Annotated in this window: 13 protein-coding genes and 1 pseudogene; 5 read left to right on the top strand and 9 right to left on the bottom strand. The window is 66.4% G+C overall.

The genetic code is table 11. The annotated features are described in order from the left end of the window. Positions 1–1,043: 1,043 nt before the first annotated feature. Together JSV65_12590 and JSV65_12595 are read right to left on the bottom strand one after the other, a co-directional pair. Positions 1,044–1,229, bottom strand: a pseudogene (locus JSV65_12590) (prepilin-type N-terminal cleavage/methylation domain-containing protein). 471 nt (positions 1,230–1,700) lie between these two features. Beyond that, positions 1,701–3,011, bottom strand: coding sequence for a neutral/alkaline non-lysosomal ceramidase N-terminal domain-containing protein (locus JSV65_12595; GenBank protein ID UCH33406.1), 1,311 nt, complete (start codon positions 3,009–3,011; stop codon positions 1,701–1,703). A gap of 152 nt (positions 3,012–3,163) precedes the next feature. Here JSV65_12595 and JSV65_12600 point away from each other — a divergent pair, with 152 nt between their 5' ends. Genes JSV65_12600 through JSV65_12615 form a run of 4 tightly spaced genes read left to right on the top strand, consistent with a single transcriptional unit; the run spans position 3,164 to position 6,570 of the window. Continuing rightward, on the top strand, positions 3,164–4,486 hold the full coding sequence (locus JSV65_12600; GenBank protein UCH33407.1) for an extracellular solute-binding protein: 1,323 nt from the start codon (positions 3,164–3,166) through the stop codon (positions 4,484–4,486). Then, on the top strand, positions 4,483–5,361 hold the full coding sequence (locus tag JSV65_12605; protein UCH33408.1) for a sugar ABC transporter permease: 879 nt from the start codon (positions 4,483–4,485) through the stop codon (positions 5,359–5,361). The genes JSV65_12600 and JSV65_12605 overlap by 4 nt, the downstream gene beginning before the upstream one ends. Further along, positions 5,361–6,218: a carbohydrate ABC transporter permease gene (locus JSV65_12610; protein UCH33409.1), complete on the top strand. Its 858-nt coding sequence runs from the start codon at positions 5,361–5,363 to the stop codon at positions 6,216–6,218. Before JSV65_12605 ends, JSV65_12610 begins: the two co-directional genes overlap by 1 nt. Positions 6,219–6,264: 46 nt before the next feature. Continuing rightward, positions 6,265–6,570 (top strand): hypothetical protein, encoded by a 306-nt coding sequence (locus JSV65_12615; GenBank protein ID UCH33410.1) that lies wholly within the window; start codon positions 6,265–6,267, stop codon positions 6,568–6,570. A 61-nt stretch (positions 6,571–6,631) separates the two neighbouring features. Here JSV65_12615 and JSV65_12620 read toward each other — a convergent pair whose 3' ends face one another. Next, positions 6,632–8,380: a hypothetical protein gene (locus JSV65_12620; GenBank protein ID UCH33411.1), complete on the bottom strand. Its 1,749-nt coding sequence runs from the start codon at positions 8,378–8,380 to the stop codon at positions 6,632–6,634. 188 nt (positions 8,381–8,568) lie between these two features. Here JSV65_12620 and JSV65_12625 point away from each other — a divergent pair, with 188 nt between their 5' ends. Continuing rightward, positions 8,569–9,567, top strand: coding sequence for a glycoside hydrolase family 130 protein (locus tag JSV65_12625; GenBank protein ID UCH33412.1), 999 nt, complete (start codon positions 8,569–8,571; stop codon positions 9,565–9,567). A 51-nt stretch (positions 9,568–9,618) separates the two neighbouring features. Here JSV65_12625 and JSV65_12630 read toward each other — a convergent pair whose 3' ends face one another. The 6 genes from JSV65_12630 to JSV65_12655 all read right to left on the bottom strand — a co-directional run. After that, positions 9,619–9,954, bottom strand: a complete 336-nt coding sequence (locus tag JSV65_12630; GenBank protein UCH33413.1) for a hypothetical protein — start codon at positions 9,952–9,954, stop codon at positions 9,619–9,621. A 51-nt stretch (positions 9,955–10,005) separates the two neighbouring features. Continuing rightward, positions 10,006–12,384 carry a HEAT repeat domain-containing protein gene (locus JSV65_12635; protein ID UCH33414.1) on the bottom strand — a complete coding sequence of 793 codons (2,379 nt, stop codon included), beginning with the start codon at positions 12,382–12,384 and terminating at the stop codon, positions 10,006–10,008. 16 nt (positions 12,385–12,400) lie between these two features. Next, a complete protein-coding gene (locus JSV65_12640; protein ID UCH33415.1) occupies positions 12,401–13,693 on the bottom strand; it encodes a Gfo/Idh/MocA family oxidoreductase in 1,293 nt (430 codons plus the stop codon). Positions 13,694–13,789: 96 nt separating this feature from the next. After that, on the bottom strand, positions 13,790–14,611 hold the full coding sequence (locus JSV65_12645) for a zinc ribbon domain-containing protein (protein UCH33416.1): 822 nt from the start codon (positions 14,609–14,611) through the stop codon (positions 13,790–13,792). A 188-nt stretch (positions 14,612–14,799) separates the two neighbouring features. Continuing rightward, entirely contained in the window at positions 14,800–16,431 is a 1,632-nt protein-coding gene (locus JSV65_12650; GenBank protein ID UCH33417.1) for a CocE/NonD family hydrolase, read from the bottom strand. A 69-nt stretch (positions 16,432–16,500) separates the two neighbouring features. Next, a partial coding sequence (locus tag JSV65_12655) for a CocE/NonD family hydrolase (protein UCH33418.1) occupies positions 16,501–17,100 on the bottom strand: 600 nt, incomplete at its 5' end.

The raw sequence follows: 17,100 nt of genomic DNA on the forward strand, positions 1-17,100 counted from the left end.
CGCCAGATCCGACCTTGAGTCCTTTTTCAGTATGACCACCCGGGCCGATGGTAGCCTCCGACAGCCAGAGGCCGCTACCTTCCTACTCAGATGGCGTTGCCGTCCGAGCGCCTCCGGCACCCCGATGGGGTGCCGGAGGCGCAGAGTCGCCCAGCCGAGGCATCGGCCTCCGACCCACGGAGGTGGGGGCTTCGCCTCGCCGGCTGCCCGGCCCCGGCACACTTGCGGCGGGGCTGGCGGGCGTGTCTTGTACGGCGGACGTGCTTACCCGCAGCGGCGTCGAAGGGCGCACGCCCGCCGCCGCTTCGGCCCTACCGGCTCACAGCAGCCCACGGATATCAGGAATAGGGATAATCGACCCACTTTATCTCGTTCGGCATCGCGAGCAGGGCCATCGTCTCGTAGAAGCCGGCCCGGTAGTACTTGACGTGACCGTCCACGAACGCCACGACCATGGTGATCGGGATGGTCGGTGGATCGCCGCCCAACTCGACCGGCGTGACGTGGGCGTTGCTGTACCGCTGGCTGTAGCCCTCGTGGGCGCCGTAGGACATGCAGCCGCCCATCGGCTTCCACACCGGGTCGTCGAAGTTGCCCACCGCGTTGGAGCACGCCCAGAACCACTGCGGGTTAGTGGTGTCGCCGACGTACCCCAACATGACCGCGACGTCCCAGATGAGCCCGAGGTCACTGACGTAGTCCGATGCGTAGATGCCGGTGCCATAGGGGTAGTGGACGCAGCTCCACCAGTAGGAGCCGGCCCAACCCCACTCGCCAAGGCGACCGGTCTTGCGCACGCCGATTGCCGGCCCCGAAGTCAGCACCACGGTCTCCATCTGGCGCCACTCCTCGCGCCGGATGAGGGTGGGGCACTGGAACAGGTCGAGGCTTTTGACATACGGCGTCAGGAGGTCCGCTATCTGCCAGTAGTCGGCGGATCCCAGGCTTGCGCCGTCCGCCGTAGCGATGGTGATGTAGGAGTTGGCGGGGTCAATGGCGTGGGATGTCACACGGTCGGAGGTGCTGCACGCGGCTGGGAGCACCTCATCGTAGTCCTGGGCGTACATGATCGCCGCCAGGGCGATCTGCTTGCAGTTGGAGATACAGGTGGCCTTTCTCGCCGCCTCCCGCGCTCGGGCGAACACGGGGAACAGGATGGCGGCGAGGATTGCGATGATCGCAATCACCACCAACAGCTCAATCAGGGTAAAACCGCGGTTCTTTCGCATGCTGATCTTGCCTCCTTTGGCCACGCGAAAGCGCTATGGCTACCGATTGATAGATAGCAATTGGAGCCGCTGTCTCGTGCCTCACCTCCTTCCCGGCCCCGCATTACGCGGTTGATTCCTTTGGGGCAACACCAAGGCAAGCGTGCCGCGTCGCGCGCGGCTCGCAGCGCTGGCTACTCGTATTCTATCCTGAATTGCGGTTCCTGTAAACCCGTGGCAGGGGTTCGCGCGTCCGTTGTCAAGCCCCGCCTGAAAGCGGATGTGACCGCGCAGAGTGGGGATGACCGCACAATGTCCCGGCGGCCGGGTGTGGCCGCCCGGTCACAGCCGAGGGCGGCTGCGCCACATCCGGGTGCGCACCGTCACGATACCCAGCAAACTCGATGACACCCCTCAAAGCCGGAAGCACGCGGTGGACCAGAGCCAGCGCTCAAATCGGCTCGCCGAGCGACGATGCCCGCCGCTTGGACGCTACCTGCCAACGGCCGCATGGAGCGAGCGCGCGGCGTCGAGCGCGACGTCCTCGATCTGGTCCCCAGCGGACAGTGATTCCTGGACGCCCTCCGGATCCCACGTCTCCTTGGCGACGAAATAGCCCAGGCAGTGGTTGGCGACCGCGAGCACGAACTCGTATTCGCCGGTCATGATGTGCTTGAGCTTCGCGGTGAACTCCGGGTGAGGCTCTCCGGGGATGGTGATCATCTGTGCGGGGCCGATGGCGATGAACTGCATGTCGCAGGTGGTCGTGTTGTCGGAGTCGAGGCGCACCGGCAGAAGGCCGGCACGGATCGCCTCAAGGAGGTCCGGCGTGGTGACCGGGAAGCGTACGCGGTCGCAGGCTATCCTGATCCCGGGCTGCCGGACGGGCTCCGCGCCCCGGGCCGCCTCGATGGCGGTCTTGGCGAGGGTGGTGCCCATGCGCTCGAGCCATTCTTCGGAGCCGGACATGTCGGCGGGCTCGATGCCGCCGAGGGCACCGTTGATGAACAGAGTCACTCCGCCAAGCGCCTTCGATACGTCGCGGTACAGGTAGTCGGCCCAATCGGCCGAGACAACGGTGCTCGCGGCGGGCAAAGCGTCGGGGTGGCTGCCGAAGTTGACGACTGTCGCCATGTTGTCGCCGGACTGCGCGTCGCGCACGAGCATGACGGTGACGCTCGGATCGAAGACACCGGGGTTGTGCCAGTTGTGGGCGACGTTGGCCATGACGCGCTCGGGCTTGCCCTCGCGCTCCTCGACGGCGATGGGGAGATCGGCCTCGCCGAATGCTATGCTGGCAGGCCGCAGGTTCTCCGCCGCCTGAGCGATGGCCTGAATCGAGCGCCCAATGACCCAGCTTACATAGTCGAGGTTGACGGCTTTGCCGTGCGGGCCGAAGATGCCGAGGGTACACGGAGCGGAATGGGTGTGGGTGCAGGTCACGACGATGTTGTCGGGGTCGAATCCTGGCGCGCCCTGCTTGATGGCGTCAACCCACTGCGCGTAGAGGTAGATGAGGTCGAGGCTGAGCAGCGCGATCTTCGTCTCGCCGTCATCGAGCACCAGGGCCTTGACGTGGAGGTTGTCATGGATGCCGCTCTGGGGGCGGGTATCCCAATAGCCATCGAGGTAAAGAGGCTGGTTGCTGTGGAAGAGTTCGGCGGGGCCGTCCGTCCCCGGGGGGAGCGGGGTCACCAGCACGTCGGCCACTCCGGCGCGCAACTGCGCGGCATCCACCGGCGCGGCGCCAAACGCGACGCCGAGGAGCAGCGCGACGACGATTAGCACGACGCACCCGACCATGAGACACCTCCCGGATTACCCTTCACGCCAACCCAGCCCCCGCTTCCACTGCATGCCTTCCGCAGTCGCGGCATAAGTCCCTGCGCGGACGGCGCTCATGAGCCGCCGTGCAGGAGGCGCGCGCCCGCGCTACGAATCTATGCGGTGCAAACATGAGAGGGTTGTTTCCGATTGTCGTCGTCGGCCTGCTGCTTGCCGCCGCCGGGTGCGCGCGCCAGGACCGGCTCGAACGCGCCGCGGGGAAGCAGATCGAGGTCTCCGTGTTCCTCGGCGGATATGGTCTCGACTTCTTTCACGACGTCGCGCGCAGCTACGAGCGGACGCACCCCGGTGTCAAGGTCAACCTGTGGGGCGACCCGCGCAACATCGAGAAGCTGCGGCCGCGCTTCCTCGCGGGCGACCCGCCCGATGCCTTCTGGGCGTTCCTGCCGATCTGGCGGCTGGCGGACGGAGGCGCGCTGCACCCGCTGAACGAGAGCCTCGAGACGCCGGCTTATGGCCAGGACATCACATGGGGCGAGAGCTTCGTGCCCGCCGCGCTGGCGACGACGGTCGTCGCCGGCACGACCTACTTCGTGCCGACCGACTTGAGCGTTCACTTGATGTGGTACAACGCCGGCATGTTTCGGGAGCACGGCTGGCAGGTGCCGCGCACGTGGCCGGAGTTCTATTCGCTGTGCGAGCAGATTAGGGCTGCGGACATCGCGCCCATCGCCTTCCAGGGGCGATATCCCGATTACGCGTTTCCGATCCTGCTCAACTACTTCCAACGCAAGGCGGGGGAGCGGCCGCTGTTCGCGCTGATCAACCTGGAGCCGGGCGCATGGCTGCATCCGGACATGCTCGAGGCCGCGCGCGTGCTCCGCGAGATGATGGTCAAGGGCTATTTCCAGCCCGGCTGCATGGGGATGACCCACACCGAGGCGCAGATGGAGTTCGTCAACGGGCGCGCGGCGATGGTTCCCTGCGGCACGTGGCTCAAGGCGGAGATGTCGAACACGACGCCTGACGACTTCGAGATGTCCTGCTTCAACTACCCGACGGTGCCGGGCGGGAAGGGCGATCCGTCGGTGGCAGGGATATCGCTGGGTTATTGGTGCGTGCCCGCCAAGGCCGCCAACGTCGAGGGCGGGGTGGACTTCCTGAAGTGGCTGACGTCGCTGGACAATGCCAACAAGTTCTGCAAGGAAAAGGATACGCTGTTCGCGGTGAGGGGTGCGGACAAGTACGTCGCCAAGGAGCTGGCGCCTGCGGTCGAGATCATGAACCGGGCGACGTACACGTGGGCGGCCATGATCGGCAATTGGTACCCGGAGCTGAGCAAGCGGATCGGGGACGGCCTGGCGTCACTGATGACCGGCAACATCACACCGGAGGAGTTTTGCCGCCGCCTGGAGGACATGAGCGACCGCACCCGGCGCGATGCGCGAACGCCGAAATACCGCCTCGAACTGCCGCCGGGGGCTGCATCATGAGAAACGACGCGCGGCGAGCGGTGGTGTTGCTGCTGCTTCCGGCGTGCGGGTTGTACGCGCTGCTCTTCCTCTATCCCGTCGCGAGCAGTCTCGTGCTGAGCCTCTATGACTGGGACGGCTTCACGCAGCACCGGCAGTTCGTCGGGCTGGGCAATTTCAGCAGGCTGCTGACCGACGATCCGATGTTCTGGACCGCGCTCAAGCACAACCTGTTCTTCCTCAGCGTGCCCACGGCGGTGATCCTCGTGACGGCTCTGTTCTTCGCGGCGGCCCTGAGCAGCGACGTGTGGGGCGCGCGGTTTTTCCGCATCACGTATTTCTTCCCGAACATCATCAGCATGGTGGCGATCACCTTGCTGTGGTTCTTCATCTACAACCCCAACTTCGGGCTGCTCAACGGCGTGCTGGGGAAGCTCACGGGGGGCAAAGTCAGCATCGTGTGGTTGGACCCCAACCACATCATGGGCTCGCTGGTGGCGCCCATCGTGTGGTGCAGCCTGGGGTTCTACCTCATCCTCTTTCTGGCGGGCATGGAGAATATCCCGCAGACCTATTACGACGCGGCGAAGGTGGACGGCGCCAATGCGTGGCAGCAGTTCCGCAGCATCACCGTGCCGCTGCTGTGGGACGTGATCACGATGGCGGTCGTCTTCCTCATCATCGGCGGCCTGCGCATCTTCGACCTGATCTACGTCATGGCGCTGGGCTATCCGAACGAGCAGAGCCAGGTCATCGCGACGTATCTTTACGAACAGGCGTTTAACAACGCCCACATGGGCTACGGCATCGCCATCGCGGTGGTGCTGTTCGTTCTGGTCTTCGCCGCCACGTCGGTCGCCATGCGCATCATGCGCCGGGAGCAGCTGGAGTACTGATGGCAGCGACGAGTCACAACAAGTCGCCTGCGCGCGCAGCCGGGCTTGCGGTCCTCTACGCGATCCTCGTCGCCTACGCCGGCGTCGTCATCCTGCCCATGATCTGGCTGCTCTACACGTCGCTCAAGACCAACCAGGAGATCTTCGCCGGCGCATGGTCGCTGCCCCAGGCGGCGCACTGGGAGAACTACGTGTACGCGTGGGTGCGCGCGGGGATCGGCCGGTACTTCCTGAACAGCGTGTTCGTGACGGTGGTGTCGGTGGCGCTGATCCTGCTGGTGTCCGCGATGGCGGCGTACGCGCTGACGCGCTTCCCGTTCCGCGGCAACCGGATGATCTTCTACGCCTTCCTCGGGGGGCTGATGATACCGACGCAGTTGGCGCTGGTGCCGCTGTTCTTTCTGATCAACAGCATGCGCTTGCTCGACACGTATGCCGGGCTGATATTGGTGTACGTCGCGTTCTCGCTGCCGTTCACGGTGTTTGTGCTCTCGGCGTTCTTCCGCACGCTGCCGCACGAGCTGGCGGAGGCGGCGCTGATTGACGGCTGCACGCACATGCAGGCGTTCTGGCGCGTGATGATGCCGCTCGCCAAGCCGGGGCTGGTAACGGCGGCGATTTTCAACTTCCTGGGCATCTGGAACGAGTATCTGTTCGCGTTGGTGCTGATCTCGAGCGAGAAGCTGCGCACGCTGCCGCTCGGCCTGGCGAACCTGCTCATCGTGTCGCACTACGAGTCGGACTGGGGGGCGCTGTTCGCGGGGCTGGTGATGGTGATGATCCCGACGCTGCTCGCATACAGCCTGCTGCAGGGCCAGTTGACCAAGGGCATCACCGTCGGCGCGCTGAAGGGCTGAAAGTGCCGCGGCCATTGACCGAGGCGAGCTGGACGGCGCTCGACCGATGATCGCCGAGTACAAGAATCGAATCCACGTCTTGGTAGTTGCCGGTGTCCTCGTGCAACTCCTGGTGCCGTTCGTCGCTTTCCACGAATCTGGAGCCGCGTACGGCGCAGGCTTTGCTCTCGGGGCGGCCGGGACGCTGTCTCTCGTCGCTGGCTTCTGCTACTACGCCAAGGCCAGAGGACATCACCCGGCATGGGGGCTGCTGGGTCTGGTGCTCGGCCTGATAGCGATCATCATCCTCGCATGGCTGCCGGACCGGACGCAGGACGAACCGGGCGGGGACGCGGCCCCGACGGCGGACTGAGACGGCTCCGGAAGTGTGTGGCTGCTGTCCGTGAATGGCGGCCAGCTGTCAGCGAACGCGACTAGCGGCCCGGCTCCCGCAGGGCTATGTAGTCGTACATCACGTAGCTGTTCTTCTCCGGGTACACGACCAGCACGTTGGAGCCCGCGACGAGCGCCTGGCGAGGAACGCGGATGCGATAGTGCTGCGGCACGCCGACGTCTGCGACGCAGTAGGTACCCGCTTGGCCGCCGTCGGCGAGTTGCAGCGAGGCGAGCTTGCGTCCGTTCAACTCAACGCGATAGACGGGAGGAGAGATGTGGGCCGCCGACATTGTGTCGGCGAAGACGATGTGGAGCAGAAGCGAACGTTGCGGCACGGCCTGTAGATCGAAACGGATGGTCCAGGGGTGCACCTTGCTCCCCGCGAAGTCGTCCAGCGGGCCGGGGTGAATCCAATACCAGTCGCGATCCGGGCGGCTCTCGCCCACGGTGTAAGCGTGGGTTTCCTGGAACTCCTCGGCGTATAGCTTGAAACCCTCGAAGTCCCAGCAATGCGGGCCGCCGGCGAACTCCTCGCAGCTGTCATCTAATGTGCCGATTTCCCACAGCAGCTTGCCGCGCGGGATGCTCGGGGCCAGTCGGACTTGCGCGACGTTCAGCCCCTCTTCGGTCACCGACACTGTCCGTGCTTTCGCCGAGGCGTGCGGCCCCTGCCGCGCGATGAGGTCGTATTCGCCCGGAAATACGCCGGAGATTCGGAAGGCCTGGCCCGGGCTGCATGTGGTCCAGAAGATGTAACGGTCGTTGCGCAGCACGACGCGCACGGGTTCTTGCAAGCTGCTGGGGGCGACCTCGCCCCGAACGGTCGCTGGTTGACCGACTTCCTCCGCTAGCCACGGCGGGGGCCAGTGGCGCCGATCCTCGTCACCACGAGCTGAGGCCGCGGCGTACATCTGACGAATCGAGCCGCCCCGGGTCAGCATGTAGAAGACCGGCCCGTACAGCTTGCGCCATCCCCGGCGGACGCGCGCCGACGACGGCCGCGAGGTAGGGAATACGCCGTAGTGCCCGGCCTCGAACATGGTGAGGATGATGCCGTCGTGCAGTGTGAGATCGCGCTGATCCGGACCGCGACACCAGTGCTTGAGGCCATAGACCGCCCACACGCTTTCCCGCGTCATCGGGTCAACCAGGCCGTGCGCGCTCCACGGCTCCCATCGACGGCTCAGCGTGTACTTCCAGTCGTGGTCGGCCCAGCGGCCGGTGCGCTGGGGCGTCAAGGCGTAGTCGGCGAAACGCTCCGCACACCGCAGCACCGCGCGCAGCTGCCCGAGTTCCATCTCACCCGCGCCGGGCTGATGCGCGGCAGTGATGTAGGAATAGAACCCCGGATCGCCTCGCTGGAGCACAACGTGCCAATCCACGATGAGCGGGGATGCCCAGGCCGCGCCGGGGTCGTAGAACCGTCCGCGCACCGCGACGTCCACGTACTGCCGGGTTCGCGCACAGACGCGAGCGCTCTCCATCGTCGGATTGCCGTGCTTGGTGAAGCCGTAGTAGCCCTCGGGCACGTTGCAGTCCAGGTACATGCCGTCCTCGGCCAAGACGTTCGCAGCGCCCGTGAATCGGAACTCGCGGACGCCGACCCGCTCCGTATCGAACGCGACTTCGACGATGCCGTTGCTGAGGGTCCAAACCGGGCCGTGCCGAATGAGCTTGACGGCAGGGCACGCGTTCGGGCTGGGCGCGGCCGGCGCACTCGCGCCAGCTCGCGGAAGCAGCATCGCTGCGGCAACTATCAGCCACGGACGACAGTTCACGTATCGCATTCCCTTCCTGCGGCGCGGCGTTTCCATTATCGCACACTCGACCAGGCGTGACCAATCCGGTCAGCGGCTGTCAGGCGGCCTTGTCCCGGCGTTCGCGGCATTGCTTTCCCGCGCGGCTTGGGCTAGAATCGCAGCGGCGCGCGGGCTCGATGGAACGCGCGGCATCCCCGAGTAGAGAGGAATATGAAATGAGCGCTTCGCGGAGTCCAACGATCATTGGCGAGCCGCTGCCGAACATGCCGTGGGAGGACAAGCCGCAGGGCTATGCGGGTGTGATGTGGCGGCACAGCGGCAACCCGGTCATCCCGCGCGACTTATTCCCCGGTGCCAACAGCATCTTTAACAGCGCGGTGGTGCCGTTCGACGGCGCGTTCGCGGGGGTGTTTCGCTGCGACGACACGCGGCGGTTCATGCAGCTCCACGCCGGGCAGAGTAAGGACGGCGTGGCGTGGCACATCAACTCGGAGCGCATTCATTTCGCCTGCGACGACGATCCCGACGTGACGCGCTGGGAGTACGGCTACGACCCGCGCGTGTGCTGGATCGAGGACCGGTATTACGTGACGTGGTGCAACGGCTACCACGGCCCGACCATCGGAGTGGCGTGGACGACCGACTTCGAGACCTTCCACAAGATGGAGAACGCGCTGCTGCCGTTCAACCGCAACGGGGTGCTGTTCCCGCGCAAGATCGGCGGCAAGTACGTGATGCTCAATCGCCCGAGCGATAACGGGCACACGCCGTTCGGGGATATCTTCCTCAGCCACAGCCCGGATCTCGTCCATTGGGGCTGCCACCGCCACGTCATGTCGCCGAGCGGCGGCTGGCAGAGCACGAAGATCGGCGCGGGGCCGGTGCCTATCGAGACGACCGAGGGGTGGCTGTTGATCTACCACGGCGTGCTGACGAGCTGCAACGGGTTCGTGTACAGCGCGGGGGCAGCACTGCTCGACCTTGAACAGCCGTGGAAGGTGATGTACCGCACCGCGCCCTACATCATGTCGCCGCAGGAGCTGTACGAGTGCGTCGGCGACACGCCCAACGTCGTGTTTCCGTGTGCCGCCCTCGCCGACGCGCCCACGGGGAGGATCGCGGTGTACTACGGCTGCGCGGACACGGTCACCGGTCTTGCATTCGCGCACGTGGACGAGTTGATAGAGTTCACGAGGTCGAACTCGCGGGTGTAAGCGGATGGATGTGGCGCGGCATCCGGAAGATCCGCGCCTCCGCGAAGGCTATCACAGGGATCGTTTCTCGCGCGCCACGTCCTTTGGGTCATTGCCATCGCGCAGGCCGAGGAAGCGCGGGTGGCGCAGCCTGCCGTCCGGCGTCCATTCGGTGAATCCCACGTGGCACACCGACTCCCGCCTCACCCAGTGCACGGCCAGGCGCGGGACAGCCGTTTCGGCGAATGGCCGATCATCGGTCTGTCGCGGAGCGAGCATATCGGTGAGGGGGTCGAGCGTGTCGTCGTCATAGCCGGTACCCACGCGCTCCGCGTAACGCAGGTCGCCGCCCTCGTAGTATCCGATGAGCAGCGCGCCGAAGGCGATGCGGCAGCCGGGCGGGGCCAAAGCCCCGCCCGGCTATCGCCGGCTTCACAACGGACGCCGGCCGCACTCGCGCTATTGCTTGCGCTGCTCGAGCCGCAGGGGAACGTTGTTCGCATCCGTGATGCGCAGGCCGCCGGCCCAATCGGCGCCGCCGTTGAGCACCTTCATTAGGATGGCGTTCATCCCCGACCGCAGGCGCGTGGGCACGAGGTCCTGATCCGGACCGTAGCCGCGATCGACGTCATTGAAGTGGATGCGCTTGCCGTTGAGCCAGCACACGACGGCGTCGTCGCTGCCGATCTTAAAGATGACGTCGCGGGCGGTGTCGCTTGTCACCTCGGCGTAGGCGTACGCGGCGACATCATCCCTGGGGGCCACCGCCTCGCGGAAGTCGAGCATGCCGAGCGGGTCGGCGACGTGCACGTACTTCCAGCTGAAGGGGGTGCCGTCCACGGTGACCGGTGCATTGACGTTTATTGCGCGATCGGTCGGCACGACGTCGCGGGTGGTCATCGCCTCGCGAGCGGAGAACGGACCGAGCACCCACCAGTGGGTGATGAAGCCGGTCTCCGCCGCGATGTCCATCTCGACGCCGAGATCACGCAGGCGCTCGACCGCAGTGCTCAACACGCCGCGGTCGGAGGTCGCGGGGATGACTTCCCGGTACAGCTCGATGGCTTTGTCCTTATCGCCGGCCTGGGCCAGCTTATCGGCGATCGGCATGGCGGCCGCAGCCGCCTCGCTCATGACGCCACCTTGGATCAGGAACGGCTCGACGAACGGCGCCGAGTCAACGCTGGCGATGGCGGCGATGCCGCGCAGGGCGGTGCGGCGATTCTCGTCGTCAGGCGCAAGCCGCAGCGCGCGGTGGTACATATCGAGTGTGTCGGCGCCTTCAGTCGCGCGGCGGCGATCGGCAATCGTGAGGTAGCCTTGGAGCGCGGCGGCCTTGACCGCGGGCGATCCGCCGCTCGCGAGGCGCATAAGTCCGGTTTCGATGCGCGATGCTTGCGCCGGCTCGATCTCAAGCGCCAGCAAGCGGGTGATGCCGAGCAGCCCCGCGACGACGATCTGTTCGTTGGAGTCGGCCGCCGCCTCGAGGAAGGTGGGCAGGAGTGCCGGGGCTTCCCAGTGCGCCATGACGCGCAGGAGCGGAGCGCGCAGCGCCGGGGAGGTGTCAGCCAGGGCCTTGATTTCCGCGCGGGCCGCGGGAGCAGTGGAGAGGCGCACGACAGATGCCAGCGCCGCGTCGCGCACCTCGCGCGACGGATCACGCAAGCGCGGCGTGAGGGCCGACAGAGCCGCGGCGTCGCCGGTCTGTCCCAGGGCTGCGGTTGCGGCAACGCGCACAGACTTGTCGCGGTCGCGGCTTGCTGCGGCTAGTTGTCTCACGGCCGCAGGGTCGCCGCGCCGGCCGAGCACGTCGGCGAGCAGCGCCCTTGGGCAGGTATCGCAGCTTAGCATACGGTCGGCGATCAGCGTGGTCGCCTGCGGACCGGGCGCGGCCACGAGCGCTTCGATCGCCGCACCCCTCAGGTTACGTTCGGGCCCGGCGAGCGCGTCGAGCGCTGCGGTGACGCCCATCTCGCGGCCCGCTCTGCCGAGGCCGATCAGGCCGGCGCAGCGCAGTTGCTCGGCCGGGGCGGCCTCATAGGCGTGGCGGAATGCCTTCGCCGCGGCGCCGCGCTTGCGATCCGAGAGCAACGCCTCGGCCAGGCGGACGTAGGCGTCCCACGCGGTTACGTTGTCCCCGCCCTGGGTGTCATCAAGTCGCCTGCGCAGAAACTGCTCGGAGCGGCCTGTCGGTATGCGCGCGATGGCCTGAAGTGCCGCTGCGCGAACCGCGGGGTCGTCGGCAGCGGCTGCGCTCTCGAGCGCCGGCAGCGCGGATGCCGCGCCGCGCGCGCCGAGGGCATTGACAAGGCCGATCTTCATGTCACCGGTCGCACCCGGCATGGCGCCGGCAAGCGCACCGAGACTGGCTTTGCCGGGAATGCGCACCAGCGCCCAGCGGGCGATCTCGCCGAGATCAGGGTCACCGAGCAGGCCCGCCAGCGCGGGGACCGCCTCGTCGCGTCCCACGAAGGACAGCATCCTGATTGCGAACGTGCGCACCTGTGCCGGCTGCGAGGAGACTGCCCGCTCGACCAGCGCGCGGGAAACCGCGGCGCGGTTGAGATCCGATGCCGGGGCCGCCGCCTGATGCACCATCGCCTGCACGGCGAGACGCGCGGCGAGGGCGGCCGTCTCGTTCTCGCCGTCCATGAGTTCGAACAGCGGCGCGACCGCCTCCGCGCCGGCCCGGCTTGCGGCTTCGACCGCGGCCATCCGGGTTTCCGTGTCGGAGCTGCGCAGATTGTTGAGCAGCGCCGCCGGGTCCTCGGCCGCGAGCGCGGCCCACGTGAAAGCGGCGATCACAAACAACGTCAACAAGCATGTCACACGGCGCATCAATGAAGGCCTCCTCTCACAGGTGCCACGGGGCGCGATATGGTTTGCTGATCCAGCGGTTGGCTTCTTCGTCATTAACGAAGCGCTCTTTGTCCGGATCCCAGTGCAGCGTCCGGCCGGTGCGAATCGCGATATTCTCGAGATGGCACACGACGATGGACTTGTAGCCGATCTCGACATCGCAGATCGGCCGCTCGCGCGTCTCGATGCAGTTGAGCCAGTCCTCGTGGTGCCCCGGGCTGCGGTAGAGGTGAACGTCGCCCGGCCCAAGTTTCTCTTCCAGCAACTCTTTGGGTGAAGCGTCGAGGAAGCCGCGGTCAACGTGCACCCAGCCGTCGGGCCCCTCGAAGCGCGCGCCGTGACCGTCGCTGGAGGTGATGAGGGTCACGCCGTTGGCGTACTCACACGCGATCTCGAAGGAGGTCGCGGTTTCGTACAAGCCGTCGGTGGGGAAAGTCGCACGCACCGGCGTGACGCGTATCGGCCCGGTGCGCTCGGTGCCCATGCCCCACTGTGCGATGTCATTGTGGTGGGCGCCCCAGTCCGTCATCTTGCCGCCGGAGTACTCCCAGAACCAGCGGAAGTTGTAGATGCAGCGCTGCGGGTTAAACGGCACCCACGGGGCAGGGCCGAGCCACATGTTCCAGTCGAGCCCGGGCGGGGGATCGGTGTCCGGGTCCCAGCCGGAGGTCGGGCCGCCGCCGATGCCGGAGCGGACGGTGTGGAGCTTGCCGATGCGTCCGCTGCGGACGAGCTCGCAGGCGAAGCGGAAGTTGTCGTCGGAGCGCTGCTGGCTGCCGGTCTGGAACACGCGTCCGTAGCGGCGCACCGCATCTACCATGGCGCGCCCATCCTCGATAGTTAGGGACAACGGCTTCTCGCAGTAGATGTCCTTGCCCGCCTGGCAGGCGTGGATGCTGGTCAGCGCGTGCCAGTGATCTGGAGTGGCGATGACGACGGCGTCAATGTCGTCGCGGTCGAGGAGTTCGCGGTAATCGTTGTACGCCGCGCAGCCCTCCCCCACTCGCGCCTGGGCGCGGCTGCGGTGCGGCTCGTACACATCGCAGACCGCGAGCACCTTGACGCGCGGATTGTGGACAAACCCGCCAAGATGCCCGCTGCCCATGCCGCCGACGCCGATGAAACCCATCGCGATCTTATCATTCGGGCCCACGCCGTCGGCGCCGAGCGCCTTTGCCGGTACGAAATAGGGCAGCGCCGCGCCGGCGGTCACTGCCCCCGCCGTGCGCAGTGATTTGCCGAGGAACTCGCGTCGCGTGAGTTTTGGCTTGTCGCGTTTCTCCGTCATGCTTGTACCTCTCTGAAGCGTTTTCCCGCTCTCACATCGTATGGCGCCCGCCCAGCTTCCGCCGAACGAGACAAGGCTGCGTCGAGCCGGTGTCCATCACGGTTTACCCACCGCTTGCCTGGTCAGGGCATCATAGCCCGCGGCGAACGCGGCAATACCGATCGGGGTGGTCACGACGATGCCGACGAGCATCGCCGACTGCCCCGCGTAGATTAGAGCGACTACGATGAAGGTGAAGAGCAGCATCATCCACAGCCGGCCGCGCATGGCGTTCCAGGCGAATTCCAGCGCCTCGCCTCCGCCGCAGTTCCTGTCCACGATCCGGAAGACAGCGAGCCACCCGAGGCTGATCAGCGCAAAGATAAGCGGCAGGCCGACGAGTATGAGGAGAAACGGGACGCACAAGAGGATGCCGAGGTACAGCAACCACACCACCCACGTGCAGGCCCACCAGTTGCGGAAGCCGACCCCCAGGTTGTCGGTGGTCAGCTTGCCGGTTCGTATGCCCGCCAGAAAGCACGCGCATATGCCCGCCCAAAGTGCCGGCATGACGAGGACGACGATCAGACCGAGCAGGCCGATCAGAGCGCCCAACGACGCTACCGCAGTGACGACGGCCCCGCCGCGCATGGTATCGCTGAGCACGGCCACAATGACGGTGCCGATGTAGCCGAGAACCACGAGAATGATGGCGGGCCCGAGTGCGACGAGCGGGATGCCGATTGCGGGGCCGGCGTTCTTGACGAACAGGTCCCATCCCGCCTTGAACCAGCCGCCGACATCAACGTCGGGCGGCGCGGCGGCCAGCATGCGGCCACACGAGGGGCAGTAGCGTGCCGATTGCGGCAGCGGCTGTCCGCACGACGCGCACTGCGGGAGGTTGCCCCTCGGTTGCTCTGCTGTCGGCTGTTCGTTCATGCCAGTGAAGATCGCGGGCAGACCGCGACGCCGGCTTTTGCGGCTCGCCGGTAGCGATTCACTGTTGGGGGGCGGATTCCCTCTTGGGGAAGACGTCGTATGTGGCGGCGAAAGCCCTGAGCGCGACCGGCGCGTGGCGCGTTGTTCCCGTCATCCGAGAGGGTCGGAGCTGCGGCTTGGGATGGAGGCTACTCCGTTATCGCCACGATGGGCAGGATCACCGCCGAGGGGTGGTCGCCGCCGAAGTAGATGGTCTGATGCGCTACCTGAGGCGCGCCTTCGCCCCACACGTTCGGGTGTGTGGCAAAGCGGGGGTAGTTGCTGGATGAGATCGCCACACGGATGCGGTGGCCCTGGTTGAAGATGATGCTGGTCGAACCAACGTCTATGTTGAACTCGTACATCTCGCCCGGCTCGATCGGCGACAGTTCGGAGAACGATTCGCGGCACGCCGCGCGCAGCGCGCCGTCGCAGAGCAGCATCGAGCGGCCGTCGGGATACACGTCGCAGAGCTTGGCCGTGAAAGCCGTATCGCGGGCCGAACTCGACGCCCACAACTGCACCGTCACCTGCCCTGTGACCTCCACCGGATACGTCAGGGTCGCGGTTGTGAAAGACAGCACGTCAGGGCGCTGCTCCACCTCGCGTTGATCCATCGGGCCGGCGGGGATCAACAGATTCCCGCCGCCGCGAGTGGGTACCGGGTCGGCGGGATCGTAGTCGTAGGTCGCGGTGCTGGTCGTCGTCGGCGCTTGGCGCACCAACTCCCCTGCGGGCGCGAGGAAGAACCTGGTCGGCTGCGCCGCGACCGGCCAGGAGTCAGCGGTCCGCCATTGGTTGCCGGGCGCACCCTCCTCGTCGCACGCGCCCATGACGTAGTAGTGCACGCGCGGAATGCCGCGCAGCCCGGTGTCCTTGCCAGCGAGCCAGAAATCGAACCACAGCGGCCGCTGTTCGGGGTCGGCCAGGGGCGGAAGCTCGATTGCGTTCGATGGGAAGGCGAACTCGCCGATCTCGCGCTTGATGGCATGGGCCCACGGGCCGATGATCATCCACTGGTTGGGGGCAACGCGACTGCGCGACACGAAGCTGTCAATCGTGCCCTGGGCGAAGATGTCGAACCAACCGCCGATATGAACCGCGGGTATGGTCACGCGTTCCTGTGCGACGCACGCGACGGAGTCCACGGTCCGCCACAGCTCGTCATATGCGGGATGGTTGAAGATCAGGCCGAGGTTGTCCGCCGGCCATGCGGCTTCCTCGAGCCAGCCGGCGACCAGCGCCTGGCGGAAGGTTCCTCCGGGATATGCCATGTGATGGTAGAGACTCCCGCACGCGACGCTGATGTGCTGGCACAAGACTCCGGGGGGGTCGGTGCCCGCGAGCAGGCTCTGGGTGATGCCGAGGGCGGAGGGGCCGAGGGTGCCGATCTTGCCGTTGCACCATGGCTGGGCGAGAATCCACGTCACGGTGTCGAAACCGTCCTGATGCTCGCCCCATCCGTCATCGAAGAACGGGCGCGCGCAGCCCTCGGAATCACCGCGCCCACGTACGTCCTGGCATACGATTGCGTAGTGTTCGAGACCGCCCGCTGTTCTGCTCCTGCCGTAGGGTGTGCGCATCAGAACCGCCGCCCAGGGGCCGCTGCCGTCGGGCAAGCGGACATCGGTGGCGAGTCGCACGCCGTCGCGCATCGGCACCATATAGGTGCGTACGTCGGAAACCTGCCGGGCGGACGCGCGCGGCAACACAAGGAGGCACGCGAACGCGGCGGCAGCAAGACGTGGGGCCGCAGCCCGAAACCGAGGCCCACGTGTCATGAGGCCCTACCTCCGCACGAGGGAGTCACGTCTGCTGACCGGCCGGACAACGGAGCGCGCGGCACGGTGCTATTCGGCGCCGGATACGACGGGCAGGATCACCGCCGAGGGGTGGCCGCCGCCGAAGTAGATGGTCTGATGCGCGACCTGAGGCTTGCCGTCACCCCAGACGTTGGGGTGCGCGGCAAAGCGGGGGTAGTTGCTGGATGAGATCTCCACCCGAATGCGATGGCCCTGGTTGAAGATGATGCTGGTCGAGCCGAGGTCCATATTCAACTCGTAGATCCTGCCCGCCTCGATGGGCGACAGGTCGGAGAAGGACTCCCGGCAGGCGGCGCGCAGCGCCCCGTCGCAGAGCAGCATCGAGCGGCCGTCAGGATACACGTCGCAGAGCTTGGCCGTGAAAGCCGTATCGCGGGCCGAACTCGACGCCCACAACTGCACCGTGACCTGCCCTGTGACCTCCACGGGATAGGCCAACGTCGTGGTGGAGAAGGAGAGCACGTCAGGGCGCTGCTCCACCTCGCGTTGATCCATGGGGCCGGCAGGTATCAACAGATTCGCGCCGCCGCGAGTGGGAACCGGATTGGCGGGATCGTACTCGTAGCTTGCGCTGCCCGCGGTGATGGGACGGGAAGTGCGGAGGCGGCCGCCGGGCGCGAGAAAGAA

The sequence above is a fragment of the Armatimonadota bacterium genome (assembly GCA_020354555.1).
In the GTDB taxonomy this organism is placed as follows: domain Bacteria; phylum Armatimonadota; class Hebobacteria.

Bases quoted from the DNA above. Each gene is read 5' to 3' on its own strand.
- JSV65_12595 (UCH33406.1), bottom strand. From the start codon at position 3,011: ATGGTCGGGTGCGTCGTGCTAATCGTCGTCGCGCTGCTCCTCGGCGTC.
- JSV65_12600 (UCH33407.1), top strand. From the start codon at position 3,164: ATGAGAGGGTTGTTTCCGATTGTCGTCGTCGGCCTGCTGCTTGCCGCC.
- JSV65_12605 (UCH33408.1), top strand. From the start codon at position 4,483: ATGAGAAACGACGCGCGGCGAGCGGTGGTGTTGCTGCTGCTTCCGGCG.
- JSV65_12610 (UCH33409.1), top strand. From the start codon at position 5,361: ATGGCAGCGACGAGTCACAACAAGTCGCCTGCGCGCGCAGCCGGGCTT.
- JSV65_12615 (UCH33410.1), top strand. From the start codon at position 6,265: ATGATCGCCGAGTACAAGAATCGAATCCACGTCTTGGTAGTTGCCGGT.
- JSV65_12620 (UCH33411.1), bottom strand. From the start codon at position 8,380: ATGCGATACGTGAACTGTCGTCCGTGGCTGATAGTTGCCGCAGCGATG.
- JSV65_12625 (UCH33412.1), top strand. From the start codon at position 8,569: ATGAGCGCTTCGCGGAGTCCAACGATCATTGGCGAGCCGCTGCCGAAC.
- JSV65_12635 (UCH33414.1), bottom strand. From the start codon at position 12,384: ATGCGCCGTGTGACATGCTTGTTGACGTTGTTTGTGATCGCCGCTTTC.
- JSV65_12640 (UCH33415.1), bottom strand. From the start codon at position 13,693: ATGACGGAGAAACGCGACAAGCCAAAACTCACGCGACGCGAGTTCCTC.
- JSV65_12645 (UCH33416.1), bottom strand. From the start codon at position 14,611: ATGAACGAACAGCCGACAGCAGAGCAACCGAGGGGCAACCTCCCGCAG.
- JSV65_12650 (UCH33417.1), bottom strand. From the start codon at position 16,431: ATGACACGTGGGCCTCGGTTTCGGGCTGCGGCCCCACGTCTTGCTGCC.